The following is a 16,675-nucleotide window of genomic DNA, read 5'->3' as shown; positions in this document are numbered from 1 at the left end:
TTCTAATACAAGAATAATTAATCCAATCCAACTTGTGTAAAGTAAAAATGAAAATAACTAAAGTAATGAAGTCAGTTTTAAGTATTGCGATACTATTGTTAGTTGTATCAACTTCAGGTTGCGGACAAACAAATCCTAAAAGCAAGTCCAATAGCACCAAAGCCTTAACCTTCCCCGTTCAGAAATCTGAAGCCGAATGGAGAAAAGTACTTAGTCCAATTGCCTTCGAAGTGATGGTTAAACGTGGCACAGAACCTCCTTTTCGTAATCCCTACAATGACAATCATCAGAAAGGAATATATGTCAGCGCTGCGACCGGTGAACCTTTATTTAGTTCTGAGGATAAATTTGAATCAGGAAGTGGATGGCCGAGTTTTACAAAAGCCATTAAAGCGGGTGTTATAACAGTGGTTACAGATAACAGCCATGGAATGGTCCGTGATGAAGTGATTGAAACCAAAACCGGGCTACATCTGGGCCATGTATTTGATGATGGCCCTAAAGACAAAGGCGGAAAGCGTTATTGCATGAACTCGGCTGCACTAAAATTCATTAAAAAGTAATCAGGATAGACTTCTTACATTAGTATTCATAGTTTGGATACCTGAAACCAGAATCTGCTCAAAATCCAAACCGATGGTCAGGTCTATCCAATCCGGATTAACAGACCTGATCAATCTGTCCTTCTGAATACGCGTGAATTTGCTGATGAGTTTGAACCGCTCCATTGCCAGGCTTTCAGAATTTAATTCCTCAAAATAAACCAGCCTGGTTAATTGCTGTCCGGCATCAAAAAATAAATTCGGCATCTGCCTGTAAAAACTCATGGTCTTCATCAGGTCAGAACTCATCCCTACGTGGATACAACTGCGGTTACGGTCTGTAACCAAATAAACAAATTTTCTGGTCTTCATGGCTGGTTTGATTAGGATCGGCATATATTAAAAATTAAATTTTTTGTTCTGAAAATATTTACTAATTTTATGAGCATAAATTTACTAACTTTTTTAGTATTTCCAAATTTATTTTAAAATGTCAAACATTTCTTCAAATCTGAAGTACCTCCGCAAGAAAAAAGGGCTTACACAGCAGCAATTTGCTGATACTCTGGAAATCAAACGCTCCCTGGTAGGAGCTTATGAAGAGGATCGGGCAGAACCTAAATATGAATTACTAAAAAAATTCGCGGAATTTTATGAGCTTTCCATGGATGAACTCATTAATGATCGCATTGATGATCGTTGGAAACCTAAACCCAAAGGGGATCCCGCAAATATCAGGGTATTAAGTATTTCGGTAGACAGTCAGGACAGAGAGAATATCGAACTGGTTCCTGTAAAAGCAAGTGCAGGCTATTTAAATGGATACGGAGATCCTGAATACATCAGTGAATTACCAAAATTCCATTTGCCCATGTTCCGCCAGGGGACTTACCGTGCATTTGAAATTAAAGGTGATTCGATGCTTCCACTTCAATCAGGAACAATTGTAGTTGGCGAATATCTCAGCAATTGGAATGATATAAAGCCGGGTGATACCTATGTGGTGATAAGCAAGAGCGATGGCATAGTATACAAAAGAATAGGAAACAGGGTAAAGGAAAATAAGACATTAAAGCTCATTTCAGATAATCCGGTTTATGAGCCCTATGCCATTCCGACAGATGAATTATTGGAAATATGGAAAGCCAAAGCATTTATCAGTACTAATTTCCCTGAACCTGCGCCAGAGCCAACACTTGAAACCCTGACTAATATGGTTTCACAAATGCAGAAATCCATCTCAAACCTTGATAAAAACCGGAATTAACATAATTTAACATTTCCATTTTAAACTATTGATCGGTAAATCCATCTATCTGAATATATAAACACATACAGATATGAAGAAGATATTGATTATTGCAGCCCTATTTGTCGGAGTTATTACTTCCGGCTTTGCACAGGATACAACACCAGGAAAGAGACCTGCAGGGCCAGGCCCACATGGACAGCGGTCTGCCCAGGAAATGAAAACTCCGGAAGAGCGTGCAAAAATGAGCGCTGATGCCTTAGAAAAAAGACTCAATCTAAGTCAGGAGCAAAAAGATAAAGTTTATGCCCTGCATCTGGAACGCGCCGTAAAAATGGAAAAACTCCGTAAATCTGAAATGGATATGAGAAAATCCCAGATGGAAAAGCGCAGAGAGATCATGAATGAATCTGAAAAGAAAATGAATAAGATTCTGAATGCTGAGCAACAAAAAGCGATGGAAGAAATGAAACAAAAAGCTAAAGAAAGAATGAAAAACCGGTCAGAACACAGACCGGGAATGAGAAAGGGTTAATAATTCTTTGATTCATTTCTAATAAAAGCGACCCAATTCAGGTCGCTTTTATTATTTTTAACAAAAAAATTTGAGAGACATCAACACTTTCATTTCCAAAAGCCTTGATCAGCGCATTAAAAACAAATCACTTCGTACGTTAAAAACGGAGAATTCGCTCATTGACTTCTGTTCAAACGATTATCTGGGCTTTTCGCGATCAGAAGAGTTAAAGATCTTATTTGAAACTGAATTAAAGAAATATCCTGAGTATCGCATGGGCTCAGGTGGTTCCAGGCTATTGGCCGGCAATCATAGCTTTACCGAAAATCTGGAGCAGGGGATTGCCCTTTTCCACGATGCAGAAAGCGCACTGATATACAATTCAGGCTTTGATGCTAATATTGGTTTGTTAGCATGCCTTCCACAGCGTGGTGATACCATTATTTCAGATGAATTCATACATGCTTCAATAATCGATGGGATAAGGTTAAGCCATGCATCCCGTTATGTATTCAGGCATAATGACCACAGCAGTCTGGAACAAAAATTAAAACAGGCTAAAGGAAGGATATTTATAGTTGTTGAAAGTGTGTACTCTATGGATGGAGATGAAGCACCCTTAAAACAAATAGCGAAACTTGCAAAGCAATACAGTGCAGCACTCATCGTTGATGAGGCCCATGCGGTGGGGATATTCGGCGATTCAGGCAAAGGGCTGGTTTATGAGCTGGGACTTTGCGGGGAGGTATTCGCCAGAATTATCACTTTTGGCAAAGCTTTAGGTAGCCATGGTGCTGCTATCCTCGGCAGCAAGCAGTTGAGATCCTATCTGATCAACTTTTCAAGGGCTTTCATCTATACAACAGCCGCACCATTCCTTAGTCACCTGGCTGTTAAGAGTGCCTACTTGTACCTTAATAGCAGAGATCATCAATCAGAAATTCATCAGCGGATAAAATTTTTCAAACAGAACGCCAAAACAGGAATCAATCTGCTGAATAGCAGATCAGCTATTCAAATCATTGTCATTCCCGGAAACGAGAAGGCCAGGGAAATAGCCAGGCTTATTCAGGTGGAAGGTTTTGACCTAAGGGCAATTCTGAGTCCGAGTGTTGCAGAAGGATCGGAACGTCTGCGAATCTGCCTGCATAATCACAATTCAATTGAAGAGATAAAAAGCTTTTGTGAACTATTAAATAAAACACTTTGAGAAAACGTCCAATATTTATAACAGGCATAGGCACCGGCATTGGTAAAACTATTGTTTCTGCCATTTTGGTTCAAAAACTGAAAGCCGACTACTGGAAACCTATTCAATCAGGCGACCTTGATAACAGCGATACTGACCATGTCAGAAGCCTGGTGACTAACAACACAACAACATTCCATCCTGAATCATATCGACTTACACAGCCCTTCTCCCCTCACAAATCTGCTGCTATTGATGGAATATATATCGATCCGCAAAAAATTGTATTACCCGATACAAACAATCAGTTAATAATAGAAGGTGCAGGCGGATTAATGGTGCCCCTGAATGACAACTTTTTAATGATTGACCTGATAAAAAAATTGGATGCTGAAGTTATTTTGGTTTCGAAAAACTATCTGGGTAGCATCAATCATACCCTGATGTCGGACGGGATTCTGAAAAGCAATGGTATTAAATTAAGCCGGCTTATATTTTCCGGGGATCATGATCATGATTCTGAAGGGATCATCAGGAAGTATTTGCAAATTGAAAGCATTCATATTCCTTACTTTAATGTACTAAATGCTGATAGTATATCAGCATTTACAGAGAAAATGATCTGGTAGAAAATTACTTCACTATTATTGGCTGCCGGATAAGCCTTCTTTATTTGTTCTTTTTTGGGTTTTATTCAATTGCTGGGGGGCTTCATTCCAAATTCCAGGGAAATTATATCTATCAGGGAAATATCAGAAACAAAAAAAAGGTCCTGAGCTAAACTCAGGACCTTTTTCATCTTAACAATTTAAGACTTAGAAACCAGGATTCGGTTGTAAGTTCTTGTTATTATCCAATTCTCGCTGAGGGATAGGAAGAATAGTTTTCTGACCACCAAAAGCTGCCAGAGGATTACCTGATCTCAGGTTTTGCTTGTATCTAAGCATATCCATTCTTCTGAAACCTTCGAAAGCAAGTTCTTTTCTTCTTTCAAGAAGAATGGCATCAATTAATGCCTGCTTACTTGCAAAAACCAATTTAGGAGCTAATCCCGCTCTATTTCTAAGGTTGTTCAAAATGGTGATAGCTTCAGCACTAAGCGCTGTTTGCTGAGCCAATGCTTCAGCAAGGTTCAGATAAACCTCAGTAATTCTGATTACAGGTGAATTATCTGAATTGTTTACAGCATCCGGGAATTTAGAAGTAAATGTACGGCTAAGTGCATCTGCTGCAGTTCCAGTACGCTTTAATAAATAACGCTTATCTCCTGCTTCTGCTTCATATGCCGCTATTAAATTAGCTGAGAAAGGAGCATCACCACGACCACCCAATGGTGCCGGAGTATAATAAGATGCCCAACCACCTGAACCTGTTCTTCCATTATCTGTTGCAGAGTTCTGGATAGTAAACACATCTTCAGCAGTATTTTTATTGTAAAAAGTATAGTCAGTAGCTAAAGTGTAAGGACCAGTAATTGCAGCCCTTGCAGCCGTAATTACATTTGCCCACTCTTCACGGTAAAGATATAACCTCGACAATAATGCATTAGCAGCGCCTTTTGTTGCACGACCTCTGGTATCTGTACCTGAAGTATAGCTTGCAGGTAATGCTGCAGCAGCTTCTGTAAGATCCTTTTTAATTTGATCATGAACCTGGTTAACGGTTGCTCTTGCAGGATATGTAATTGTTCCAGTAAAATCATCAACAACCAGAGGTACACCAAGATTAGTTCCGGTGCTTTGCTGAAATGGTTGAGCATACATATTTACCAATTGCAAATAGGCCAAAGCACGTAAGAACTTTGCCTCTCCAGCAAACTGATTTTTCTCGGCATCTGATAAACCAGCTACACTTCCAATATTGGCAATTACTTTGTTTGCACGGGTAATAACCTGATAATGTACCTGCCAGATACCAGAAACGTTTGAATTGGTTGAAACGGTTGTGAAATCCCTAAGCTCCTGAAGTGTTGGGAAAGAACCTACAAATTCAACATTATCTCCCATATACTCTTCAATAATTTGCGGCATAGAACCGTAAAATTCAAGAGTTTGAGCAGTACTGTATACACCTAATACGGCACTTCTTGCAGTAGAAGGACTACTGAAGATAGTCTCTTCAGTTAAATCCTGCTCTGGTGTCAGCGCTAATTTATTTTCACATGAACTCAGTGAAAATGCCAGTGCTGAAATTGCTATTATATATTTTATTTTCATTATTTCTTAAATTAAAGTCCTAAGTTGATACCAAACGTAACAGATTTAGCCTGTGGCAATGCAAAGAACGATTCACCCATAATAAGGTTGTTTGGTCCGTTTGCAGAAACTTCAGGATCTGGTCCTCTGAAATCTTTGTTCTGAATTGTCCATAAGTTTTGGCCTAAGACATAGATCCTTGCAGAACGTAATACCTTAGTTTTGCCAAGAACAGAAGATGGCAGATTGTAACCAAGTGTTACAGTTTTCAATCTTGCATAAGATCCATCCTGTAACTGATTAGTTGACAACTGACTGTAAGTAGCGCGGGTTGGGCTATTCAAACGAGGCGCAAATGCCTGATCTCCTGCTGCTTTCCAGTAGTTTAACAGATCTGTACTTTTATTGTATGAACCTGTTGCGAAGTTTTCAGTGAAACGTAATCCGTCAATTAAGACCTTATTACCATATGCAAAGTTAAAGAAAGCAGTCAGGTCAAATTCCTTGTAACGGAAACTATTAGTGAAACCACCAACAAAATCCGGATCAGCTTTTCCAGCTATTACGCGGTCAGCAGCAACCGGAGTTGTAGTTGCAGTACCATCCTTTTTCAACCACTCAGCATCACCCGTTGCAGGATTAATACCTTTGTACCTGATCAGGTAGAATGAGTTCCTTGATTCACCAACCACCGCTCTTTGTGCGGTAGATCCTGAAATAAAGTTTCTTCCTTCAGGGTCTTTATTCTCTGGCAATGACAATACGGTGTTTTTATTGAAACCGATATTGAAATTGGTAGTCCAGGAGAAGTTTTCAGATTTAACGTTTTGAGTACCTAAAGTAACTTCAAAACCTCTGTTTCTCATTTCACCAATATTTTGGGTTGCCGAAGCAAAACCAGTGGTGAATGGATAAGGAACACTAGCTAACAATCCCTGGGTATTCTTGTTATAATAGTTTAATTGCAAATCTATTGCATTAAATAATCTGGTTGTAAGACCGATATCCAATTGCTCTGTTTCTTCCCATCCTAAGTTTGGATTGGCAACACGTGCTGGAGTAGATGCAGAAGCATCACTGTATGCAGCACCAGCACCGAATGTACCCAGATAATCAAAGTAACCTATCTGATCATTTCCTGATATACCATAACTCGCAGTGAATTTCAGGAATTGAGCAATTTTGTTATCCTTATTAAAGAAGTTCTCATTAGACACAATCCATCCGGCAGAAGCTGCATAGAAAATACCATATCTTTTATTTTCACCGAAACGGGAAGAACCATCTCTCCTAACTGTTCCTTCTAAAAGGTATTTATCATTGTATGCATAACCAAGGCGGGCGAACTGTGATTCTAAAGCCCATTCTGAACCTGTTTCAGAAGCAGTAAGCGGAGTGGAAGCAGAACCAATATTTGGCAATGCATCACTTGCAAATCCTTGTCCTTCAAATAATCCATTGGTCAGTCTTGAGGTTTCGAATGAGTAACCCATTAATCCACTAATTGAATGGTTTTGACCAATAATCTTATTATAATTTAAGGTATTTGAAGTCAGCCATTTATTATCCTGACGTCTTGAGATATATCCGTAACCACCAGGTGTAAAAATATCAACCTCACGATATTTTTCATCAAATAAAGCATTGTCAATACCCCAATCAGTTTTGAATGTCAATCCACTAGCGATATCAACTTCTGCAAAAGCATTACCTGTATTACGTGTTGAATTTAACGTGTTGAAACCAGTAGCTTCAAGACCTAATACGTTTTGCACAAAACCTGTATTCACAAAGTTTCCGTTTGCATCATAAGGCATAACATATGGAAGCTGTAAGTATGCAGCAGTTAAAGGCGCGTATGTACTGTTTTCAGCACCGATACGGTCTGAATTAACTCTTGCTAAATTGTAGTTCAATCCAACTCTAACTTTTTGACTAATGTTGTGGTTGAAGTTAAAACGACCCGATAATCGATCTAAGTCATTACCTACAGTATAACCTGATTCATCAGAGAAAGTACCGCCAAGATAAAACCTAGTTTTGTCATTACCACCTGAAGCACTTGCATTAACATTATTCATTTTACCTGTTCTTACAACGGCATCAGCCCAGTCAAAGCTGGTAGTAGGATAAGCAGGAACTGCAGTATTGTTTGCTACCAGATAATCTCTGCGGAAAGTTCTCCACTGATCAGCAGTCATGTATTTCAGGATATCAGTAGGCTGAGAAGTACCATTAAAGTAATCTACATTAATCTTGGTCTCAGAATTATTCGCACCAGATTTTGTCTTAATTAGAATAACCCCGTTTGAACCCCTTGAACCGTAGATAGCTGCAGCAGATGCATCTTTAAGTACAGTCATGCTCTCGATATCATTTGCATTGATATTTAATAATGGGTTCAATCCTGCTCCTGCAGGAGCACCTTGTGTCTGAGTGTAATTTCCTGTATTCAATGGAACACCATCAATTACATAAAGAGGTTGACCACCAGCAGTTAAAGAAGACCCACCACGGATAGTGATTTGGGAAGAAGCTCCCAAAAGACCCGACGAATTCACCATGTTCACACCAGCCGCCTGACCTTGCAAAATTTGCTGCGGACTGATAATCGGCACGTTTTTGAATGATTCAGCACTTACTGTTGCTGTTGATTGTGTACTTAATGCACGGCTCTGAGCACCATAACCAACCACTACAACTTCAGAAAGGAGTTTTGCATCAGTAACTAAACGTACGTCAACACGGTTTCCTGAACCAATTGTTACTTCCTGTGCTAAATAACCGATATAAGTAAATGCCAACACAGAGGCATTAGCAGGCACACTTAAGGAGTAATTTCCTTCAGCACCTGTAGTAGTACCCGCAGTGCCACCTTTAACACGTACGGAAACACCAGGCAGAGGGAGGCCGTCATCGGCTCCAACAACTCTACCAGTGATGGTCTTATTTTGTGCTATAGCGCTTGAAACAGCGAATAAGCCAAACAATAAGAAAGCTAGTAATTTTCTTTTCATTTTTAAAATGTTTAATTAGATAATTGGTTTTGATCCGCAGACACGGACATAGGGCGCAATATTAAGTGTTCTAACACAATATCCATGTATTCTAACTGTAACTTTATAGTAACAATAATGTTGCATAGCAAAATACTATTGGCTCAAAAACAAAGATTTTGAATACCTGTAAATCCTTTATTATGTGAGATGTTAAATTTCTATTTACGTTTTTAATGATAAATCAGGCTATTTTCAAGCAAAAAAACTGTTACATAGTTTATATTATTAAGTGGTTCTGGCGCCACCCTGAAAAATACTTCTTTTCCAACCGCATTAAATAAGCGGAAAATCATTCCTAAATTTGAGCAGCAGCTAAATTGCCTGAATATTAATTCCCAATATGATCAACATACAAACAATTTCAGTTATAGGCTCCGGGACCATGGGCAATGGCATTGCGCATACCTTTGCTTTGTCGGGTTATAGTGTCCATCTGGTCGATATTTCAGAAGAAAGTCTAAAAAAGGGAATGGAAACTATCCATAAAAACCTTGATCGACAGGTTGCTAAAAATTTGATTACTAACGAATTAAAACAAAAGTCAATCAGTAATATTAAAACTTTTACTGATATTGCCATTGCAGTACATGATTCAGATCTCATCATCGAAGCTGCCACAGAAAATCAGGGTATCAAACTACAGATATTCAGAGATCTGGATCTCTACTGCAAGCCAGAAGCCATTCTTGCTTCAAATACCTCTTCCATCTCAATTACTACAATTGCCTCAGCAACTAAAAGACCGGATAAAGTAATTGGAATGCACTTCATGAACCCGGTACCAGTAATGAAACTGGTGGAAGTTATTCGTGGATATTCTAGTTCTGATGAGGTTACCAGGAGCATAATGGATTTATCCATAAAACTGAATAAAATACCCGTTGAGGTAAATGATTATCCCGGATTTGTGGCTAACCGAATATTAATGCCTATGATCAACGAGGCTATTTACACCTTGTATGAAGGTGTTGCCGGAGTTCACGAAATTGATACCGTTATGAAGCTCGGAATGGCTCACCCAATGGGGCCTTTACAATTAGCTGATTTTATCGGACTTGATGTTTGTCTGGCAATCATGAATGTATTATATCAGGGTTTTGGGAATCCAAAATATACCCCTTGTCCCCTACTCGTTAAAATGGTAACAGCTGGTCAGTTGGGTGTCAAAACAGGAAATGGGTTTTATGATTATTCTGGAGGCTCGAAAGAACTTGTGGTTTCGGGTAAATTCAAAAGGTAAATTGGAAATTATGAGATTTGAAATCTGAGGTATGACCGAGGAATCTGTTTCAAAATAATATTCATTTTTAACTATCTTAAAACTGCAAATCCATATAATCTTAGCAGATTTCTCCACTCATCTCAATTATTGAAAATGGAATAATACTACCCGCGTGTTCGAAATGACGGTAATTCAATTCTCCATTCTCAACTCTCCATTCTCCATTCTCAACTCTGCATTCTCAATTATTTACATCCTTGAGGGCACCCTTATCCCCAGTAAAGCCATTCCCTTATTGATGGTAGCTGCAGTCGCGGCAGCAAGATCCAGTCTGAAATTTTTAACGCTTGAATCTTCTGCTTTGAGTATGCTTTCCTCATGGTAAAACTTATTAAAAAGTTTAGCCAGTTCAAAAACATAATTTGCAATATGCGCCGGACTATACTCCTTTGCTGCGGCTGAAATTACTACAGGGTATTTACTCAGATTAACGATGAGTTCCCTTTCCAGGACTGTTAGTTCAAGCGAATGATCAAGTGATATTTTGGCTTTATAATCTGCTTTTGCAAGTACAGAACGTATCCTGGCATGAGTATATTGAATAAATGGACCTGTATGCCCCTGAAAATCAATAGATTCATTCGGATCGAACAACAGTCTCTTTTTAGGTTCAACTTTTAACAGGAAAAACTTAAGCGCACCCAAACCGATCATATTGTAAAGCTCATCTTTCTCATGCTCCGAAAATTCATCTACCTTACCCAGCTCTTCAGTACGTTCTTTTGCGGTTTGAATCATATCATCCATCAATTCATCCGCATCAACAACAGTTCCTTCTCTCGATTTCATTTTACCTGAAGGAAGATCCACCATTCCGTAAGACAAATGGTATAATCCCTTAGCCCACGACTTTCCTAATTTCTGCAGGATCAAAAACAATACTTTAAAGTGATAATCCTGTTCATTACCAACGACATATATGGACTGGTCCACTTTAAAATCATCATATTTTAGTTGGGCAGTTCCAAGATCCTGTGTAATATAGACCGAGGTTCCATCCGCTCGTAATACCAGCTTCTGATCCAGTCCATCTTCAGTAAGATCTATCCAGACCGAGCCATCCTCTTTTTTAAAGAAAACACCCTTAGCCAGTCCTTCTTCAATGATATCTTTTCCAAGTAAATAAGTATCAGACTCATAGTAATATTTAGCAAAATCAACCCCAAGCTGTGTATAGGTTTGTTCAAAACCAGCATATACCCATGAATTCATCATTGACCATAAGGCAATAACCTCAGGGTCGGCAGCTTCCCATTTTAGAAGCATTTCCTGAGCCTGCATGATAACAGGAGCGTTCTTCTTAGCATTCTCTTCAGTCTGACCCTTCTGAACAAGATCAGCAATCTGCTTTTTGTATTCCTGATCAAAAATCACATAGTATTTACCCACCAAATGATCTCCTTTCAGTCCGCTGCTTTCAGGTGTCTCTCCATTGCCAAATAAAGCCCAGGCTAGCATTGATTTGCAGATATGAATTCCACGGTCATTTACCAGGTTAACCTTAATAACTTCGTAACCATTTGCCGAAAGAATCTCAGCGACAGAATAACCTAAAAGATTGTTCCTGACATGCCCCAGATGCAATGGTTTATTGGTATTTGGAGATGAGTACTCCACCATTACTTTTTTACCATTGCCTGGAAACCGGCCAAAACCCTGATCCAGAATGGTATTGAGTAACTGATCAATCCAATATGTATCTGAAATTGAAAGATTCAGAAAACCTTTAATAACATTAAAGGCAGTAACTTCCCTAATATGCAGCTTCAAATATTCACCTATTTCAGCACCCGTTTGTTCAGGTGTTTTTTTTGAAAACTTTGTAAAAGGAAAGGTTACAACAGTTATCTGCCCCTCAAACTCTTTTCTTGTTTCCTGAATAACGATGCTATCTATTCCAATCCCGGATTGATAAAGTTCTGAAACAGCGTTTTGAATGTGCTCTGCTATGGTATTTTCTATTGTCATCTGTTGTGGGACTGCACCCGCTAAATTTAATCGTTAATTAAGGAATTTGTTGCACGCAATAAAATTTCAAAAGCATTCTCAGCCATAAGATTTTCCCTGTCGAGCGTAGGGTTTACTTCTACAATCTCAAACCCGCAAACTTTTTCACTGCACATCAGTCGGGCGAGCAAATTTCCGGCTTCCCGTTCAGTAATACCATGCGGTACAGGTGTTCCCGTACCTCTTGAAATAGAGGAATCAAGCGCATCAACATCAAATGAGACATAAATCAGGTCACAATTTTGCAAATATTTTAGTGTGTCAAGCGCAACCCGCTCCACCCCTCTTTTCTTAATCTCAGATGGGGGAAAGTTCTTTACCTTATGCTTTTTTAGTAAATATTGTTCAGGTGACTCAGAATCACGCATCGCAATATAAACAAGGTCATTATACTTTATTTTCGGAGCAATATTAGCAACATTTTTTAACTGATACCAGTAATTTATAGTCTCCTGATCTGGCACATTAATCTTTGACTCTATATTGTCCTCATCCAGAACAATTGCCAAAGGCATCCCATGCAGATTTCCTGAAGGTGTGGTGTAAGGCGAATGAATATCAGAATGAGCATCAATCCAGATCACTCCAAGCCGGCTTTTTGGGAATGCCTTTCGGATACCTGAAATGGTTCCTGCAGAACAACTATGATCACCCGATAAAATAATTGGAAACTCCTTATTCCTCAGGGTTTTCGCCACTTCCTCTGCTATCCTTTCCACCATTGTAAGCACTCCGGATATTCTTTTTGCATATTGATTGCCGGAAGTTTCGAGCAAAAGATGATTTTCATTCGGAACTTCAATGCTTTTGTATTTTTTAAAATATCTGCTGCCAAAGTCCAGAGCTGCGATTTTAATTGCATCAATCCCTAAACTTGAACCGCGGGTTCCGGCTCCGATTTCTGATCTGACCTCAATTATTTTTAGTTCACGCATCCCCTTAAACTTCGCTTTAAACTTAGGCTTAATATTTTTAAGTCTTGTATTTGGTTCTATACTATATGCTTTTTATATCTTTGCCAAAATTATAAAAAAATGCAGAGTTACGCGGAGTTTCTTGATTTAAGCGTGGGCTTCCCTCAGGATGGTTTTGACATCATTGATGATGAACTTTATTTCCATGATCTGAACCTGATGGAAATGATTGAAACCTATGGATCCCCTCTACGGTTCACTTACTTACCCATTATCAGTAAAAAGATACAGCAGGCGAAACTACTCTTTCAGGCAGCCATTGTTAAGAATAATTATAGAGGTGGTTATAAGTATTGCTATTGTACCAAAAGCTCTCACTTCAGACACATTGTTGAAGAGGCTCTTCGCAACGATATCCACCTGGAAACATCTTCGGCATTTGACATGCCAATGATTGACGCACTGGAAAAGAAAGGTTCTTTAAATAAGGATATTACAGTAATATGTAATGGGTTTAAAACCTTCCAGTACAAACAGTATATCATTGATATGCTTCATGATGGATTTAACAACATTATTCCAGTATTGGATAACAAAGAGGAGTTCAATATTTATGATGACGAACTGGATATTCCATGCAGTATCGGTATGCGAATTGCCGCAGAAGAACAACCTGATTCACAGTTCTATACTTCAAGGTTAGGAATCAGAATGGAAGATATTATTGACTTTTACAATCATAAAATTGCTCCTAACCCGAATTTCAAGGTAAAATTACTTCATTTCTTTATCAATTCTGGAATCTCTGATACCCCGTATTACTGGAATGAGCTTGAAAAATACACCATCCTTTACTGCAAGTTCAAAAAAATAAATCCTGATCTTGATACACTGGATATAGGTGGAGGAATGCCGTTCAAAGATTCCCTCGCCTTTGATTTCGACTACGAATACATGGTCAATGAGATAGTAAAGCGAATCAAAGAGATTTGTGCAGAACATGATGTAATAGAGCCAGATATCATCACTGAATTCGGTAAATATACTGTTGCTGAAGCATCCGGAATTCTCTATAAGGTATTGGGAAGAAAACAGCAAAATGATCGTGAAAAATGGCTGATGCTGGATGGTTCTTTCATTACGAATCTGCCTGATGTTTGGGCACTGAATCAAAAATATATTCTTGCACCAATAAATAACTGGGATTCTGAATACGAACGTGTAAATCTGGGTGGGATAACCTGCGACGGACAGGATTATTACAGTCAGGAGGCACATATGAACAACGTTTTCATGCCTAAGACCAGAAAAGTACAGTACCTTGGATTTTTTCACACAGGTGCCTATCAGGAGGTGCTGAGTGGTTATGGTGGCATTCACCATTGCTTGCTTCCTTCACCTAAACATGTAATTATCCGACGTAACCGTGATGAAACCTTTAATTTTGAAGTATTTGGCGAAGAGCAAAACAGCAAACAGGTTTTAAAGATTTTGGGTTACTAACCCGGCCCGGATCAAGTCCGGGCTGACAGGGGATCAAGTCCGGGCTGACAGGGGTATTAATCAAGGGTTGACATAAGGTTAAGTTTGGGTTGGCAAAAGGTCAAACCAGGAGCAAAGACTAAAATAAAATAATGCAGAAATACTATTTCCTACTTCTTTGCCTTTTTCCATTGATGTCTTGTTCTCAAAACAGAACATCTGAACCCAATGCTGAGACAACAGACAAGCTTTTGCCTCAACAGAATTTCACAACTCTGAAGTTTGAGGCTGATGGGAAACCATGTATTGCTTTAATTAATAACCGCTACATCGGCTACAAAGAAAAATCAAAATTCCCTTTATCCCTTTTTATCATGGTGAGCACGATTGAAAAAAACAAGGATGGCCATCCAGATGAGAAGGAATCTGAAATTTTCAATACCCTTCAAACAGATATCATTTCAGAACTGAGTCAGGTTCTTGGCCCTTACTGTTATGTCGGAACAACCACAATGCCGGGCTATCGCGACATTCTGCTCTACATTAATCCCCAGGACCGGGAAAAAGCAACTGATATTCTAAAAAAACTGAAAGGAAAATATAGTCGTATAGATACTATTTCCTTTGAAGAAGATGTTGAATGGGAAGCTGTATCTTCATTTTATGAGGCTATTTCCTTAAAAAATTAAGAGTCGAACTTATCCAGAAGTTTAATTAGAGTTGCAAAATCCTTAGGATATGGTGCTTCGAAGGTCATCTCTGTATTCTCATCAATTCTAAAGGTGATCTGTCGGGCATGAAGCGCAAACCTTTTCATCACAGGAAGCTCCTCCTGGTCTTTACTCAGTCTGTAAGCCCGCTTGATCTCAGATAAGTATACAGGTTTCCCTCCATACATTTCATCACCGGCGATATTTGCCCGCTGCGAGGCAAGATGAATTCGGATCTGGTGCATTCTGCCTGTAATCGGCCTGCATTCAACCAGAGTGTAATGTTTATAATATTTCAGTGAGTTAAAAACAGTTTCTGCTGGTTTTCCCTCCTGACGGTTAATTGCTACATTTTTGGCACCAAGGTTCAGAATAGGAAGATCAACATGCAGATCCTCAAATATATGAGTGCCATTAATTACAGCATGATACACTTTAATCACTTTTCTATGCTCAAATTGCATGGAAACAAATCGATAAGTCTCCGGATTTTTAGCAATGATGAGTACTCCTGAAGTTTCCCGGTCTAAACGATGGCAGATCTGTGCATCATCAGAATACTGCTTAGCCATTCTAAGGAGATTGTTTTCGCCACCTTCCCTATCATCCAGAGAACTTAAAAAAGCAGGTTTGTTAACTATGATGAGATTGTTATTCTCAAAAAGAATAAGATCTTCGAATTTCGGGAACTTCACGTATGCAGTATTAGACTGCAAAAGTAGGATTTTAATTTCAGCCGGGCGAAGCTTTTAGCTTTCAGTTTAAATTACTTTAATTCAAATTTATACCCTACACCTTTTACAGTACTTACATACTTATCACCAAGTTTTTCGCGAACTTTGCGGATGTGGACATCAATGGTACGATTGGTTACCACAACCGAATCCTCCCATATATTTTTCAGAATGACTTCACGGGTAAAGACCTTCCCAGGTTTGGAAGCAAGAAGGTATAATAATTCAAACTCCTTTTTGGCAAGAACAACCTTTTCACCTCTTTGGTACACCAGGAAAGCTTCACGGTCTATAACCAAATCCCCTATCTCGAGTTTGTTTTCAATTTCTATTTCTGATTGAACATTTCTTCGTAAAATGGCATTGATCCTGCTTGTTAATGCCCTGGGCTTAATCGGTTTTGCGATGTAGTCGTCAGCGCCAACATTAAAACCTGCAATCTCAGAATACTCTTCACTACGGGCAGTGAGGAACACCATAAAGGTATTCTTAAAATCATTCATGGTCCTCAGAATTCGACAGGCTTCGATACCATCCATTTTGGGCATCATAATATCCAGAATAATCAGATCTGGCAATACCCTCTTAGCTTCAGCAACCCCTTCCTGTCCATTTGAGGCAGTAAATACCTGATAACCCTCTTTCTTGAGATTGTACTCAATTAGTTCCCGGATATCCGGTTCATCATCAACAATCAGGATTTTGTGCTTTACGGCGCTCATTAGATAGAATTTTGGTATAAAAGTAATCTCTCCATTACACTAAATCGTTAAGCCAGTATTAAGAAATTGTAAA

The 16,675-nt window shown here is 38.9% G+C and carries 15 protein-coding genes; 8 read left to right on the top strand and 7 right to left on the bottom strand.

Features of this window, described 5'->3' with window-relative positions:
* Window positions 1-47: 47 nt before the first annotated feature.
* Window positions 48-563: a peptide-methionine (R)-S-oxide reductase MsrB gene (gene msrB / locus Q8S11_RS00425; RefSeq protein ID WP_305660096.1), complete on the top strand. Its 516-nt coding sequence runs from the start codon at window positions 48-50 to the stop codon at window positions 561-563.
* Here msrB and Q8S11_RS00420 read toward each other — a convergent pair whose 3' ends face one another.
* Complete coding sequence (locus tag Q8S11_RS00420; protein WP_305660095.1) at window positions 564-914, bottom strand: GIY-YIG nuclease family protein; 351 nt, start codon at window positions 912-914, stop codon at window positions 564-566.
* Window positions 915-1,032: 118 nt separating this feature from the next.
* On the opposite strand from Q8S11_RS00420, the gene Q8S11_RS00415 reads away from it, so the two are divergent.
* The 4 genes from Q8S11_RS00415 (at window position 1,033) to bioD (ending at window position 4,126) form a co-directional block, all read left to right on the top strand.
* On the top strand, window positions 1,033-1,809 hold the full coding sequence (locus tag Q8S11_RS00415; RefSeq protein WP_305660094.1) for an XRE family transcriptional regulator: 777 nt from the start codon (window positions 1,033-1,035) through the stop codon (window positions 1,807-1,809).
* A 73-nt stretch (window positions 1,810-1,882) separates the two neighbouring features.
* The gene (locus Q8S11_RS00410) at window positions 1,883-2,326 is read left to right on the top strand and encodes a hypothetical protein (protein ID WP_305660093.1); all 444 of its coding nucleotides are present in this window, start codon (window positions 1,883-1,885) and stop codon (window positions 2,324-2,326) included.
* A 70-nt stretch (window positions 2,327-2,396) separates the two neighbouring features.
* Window positions 2,397-3,518 (top strand): 8-amino-7-oxononanoate synthase, encoded by a 1,122-nt coding sequence (locus Q8S11_RS00405; RefSeq protein WP_305660092.1) that lies wholly within the window; start codon window positions 2,397-2,399, stop codon window positions 3,516-3,518.
* On the top strand, window positions 3,515-4,126 hold the full coding sequence (bioD, locus tag Q8S11_RS00400) for a dethiobiotin synthase (protein ID WP_305660091.1): 612 nt from the start codon (window positions 3,515-3,517) through the stop codon (window positions 4,124-4,126). Before Q8S11_RS00405 ends, bioD begins: the two co-directional genes overlap by 4 nt.
* Before the next feature lie 186 nt (window positions 4,127-4,312).
* On the opposite strand, the gene Q8S11_RS00395 is transcribed toward bioD, so the two are convergent.
* Both Q8S11_RS00395 and Q8S11_RS00390 read right to left on the bottom strand, forming a co-directional pair.
* On the bottom strand, window positions 4,313-5,713 hold the full coding sequence (locus Q8S11_RS00395) for a RagB/SusD family nutrient uptake outer membrane protein (protein WP_305660090.1): 1,401 nt from the start codon (window positions 5,711-5,713) through the stop codon (window positions 4,313-4,315).
* A gap of 11 nt (window positions 5,714-5,724) precedes the next feature.
* Complete coding sequence (locus Q8S11_RS00390) at window positions 5,725-8,709, bottom strand: TonB-dependent receptor (RefSeq protein ID WP_305660089.1); 2,985 nt, start codon at window positions 8,707-8,709, stop codon at window positions 5,725-5,727.
* A gap of 385 nt (window positions 8,710-9,094) precedes the next feature.
* Between Q8S11_RS00390 and Q8S11_RS00385 the strand changes: the two genes are divergently transcribed.
* Window positions 9,095-9,991 carry a 3-hydroxybutyryl-CoA dehydrogenase gene (locus Q8S11_RS00385; RefSeq protein WP_371135106.1) on the top strand — a complete coding sequence of 299 codons (897 nt, stop codon included), beginning with the start codon at window positions 9,095-9,097 and terminating at the stop codon, window positions 9,989-9,991.
* A gap of 231 nt (window positions 9,992-10,222) precedes the next feature.
* Here Q8S11_RS00385 and argS read toward each other — a convergent pair whose 3' ends face one another.
* Together argS and rocF are read right to left on the bottom strand one after the other, a co-directional pair.
* Window positions 10,223-12,001: an arginine--tRNA ligase gene (argS, locus tag Q8S11_RS00380; RefSeq protein WP_305660088.1), complete on the bottom strand. Its 1,779-nt coding sequence runs from the start codon at window positions 11,999-12,001 to the stop codon at window positions 10,223-10,225.
* 26 nt (window positions 12,002-12,027) lie between these two features.
* The gene (gene rocF, locus Q8S11_RS00375; RefSeq protein ID WP_305660087.1) at window positions 12,028-12,975 is read right to left on the bottom strand and encodes an arginase; all 948 of its coding nucleotides are present in this window, start codon (window positions 12,973-12,975) and stop codon (window positions 12,028-12,030) included.
* Window positions 12,976-13,074: 99 nt separating this feature from the next.
* On the opposite strand from rocF, the gene Q8S11_RS00370 reads away from it, so the two are divergent.
* Both Q8S11_RS00370 and Q8S11_RS00365 read left to right on the top strand, forming a co-directional pair.
* A complete protein-coding gene (locus Q8S11_RS00370; RefSeq protein WP_305660086.1) occupies window positions 13,075-14,457 on the top strand; it encodes an arginine decarboxylase in 1,383 nt (460 codons plus the stop codon).
* Between the two features lie 131 nt (window positions 14,458-14,588).
* A complete protein-coding gene (locus Q8S11_RS00365; RefSeq protein ID WP_305660085.1) occupies window positions 14,589-15,125 on the top strand; it encodes a DUF695 domain-containing protein in 537 nt (178 codons plus the stop codon).
* Here the strand turns inward: Q8S11_RS00365 and Q8S11_RS00360 are convergent.
* Entirely contained in the window at window positions 15,122-15,841 is a 720-nt protein-coding gene (locus Q8S11_RS00360) for an RluA family pseudouridine synthase (protein ID WP_305660084.1), read from the bottom strand. The genes Q8S11_RS00365 and Q8S11_RS00360 overlap by 4 nt on opposite strands.
* 71 nt (window positions 15,842-15,912) lie before the next feature.
* Complete coding sequence (locus Q8S11_RS00355; protein WP_305660083.1) at window positions 15,913-16,602, bottom strand: response regulator transcription factor; 690 nt, start codon at window positions 16,600-16,602, stop codon at window positions 15,913-15,915.
* Window positions 16,603-16,675: the final 73 nt, after the last annotated feature.

The organism is Daejeonella sp. (genome assembly GCF_030695525.1).
Classification (GTDB): domain Bacteria; phylum Bacteroidota; class Bacteroidia; order Sphingobacteriales; family Sphingobacteriaceae; genus Daejeonella.
This window is presented reverse-complemented; position numbering and strand designations above follow the sequence as displayed.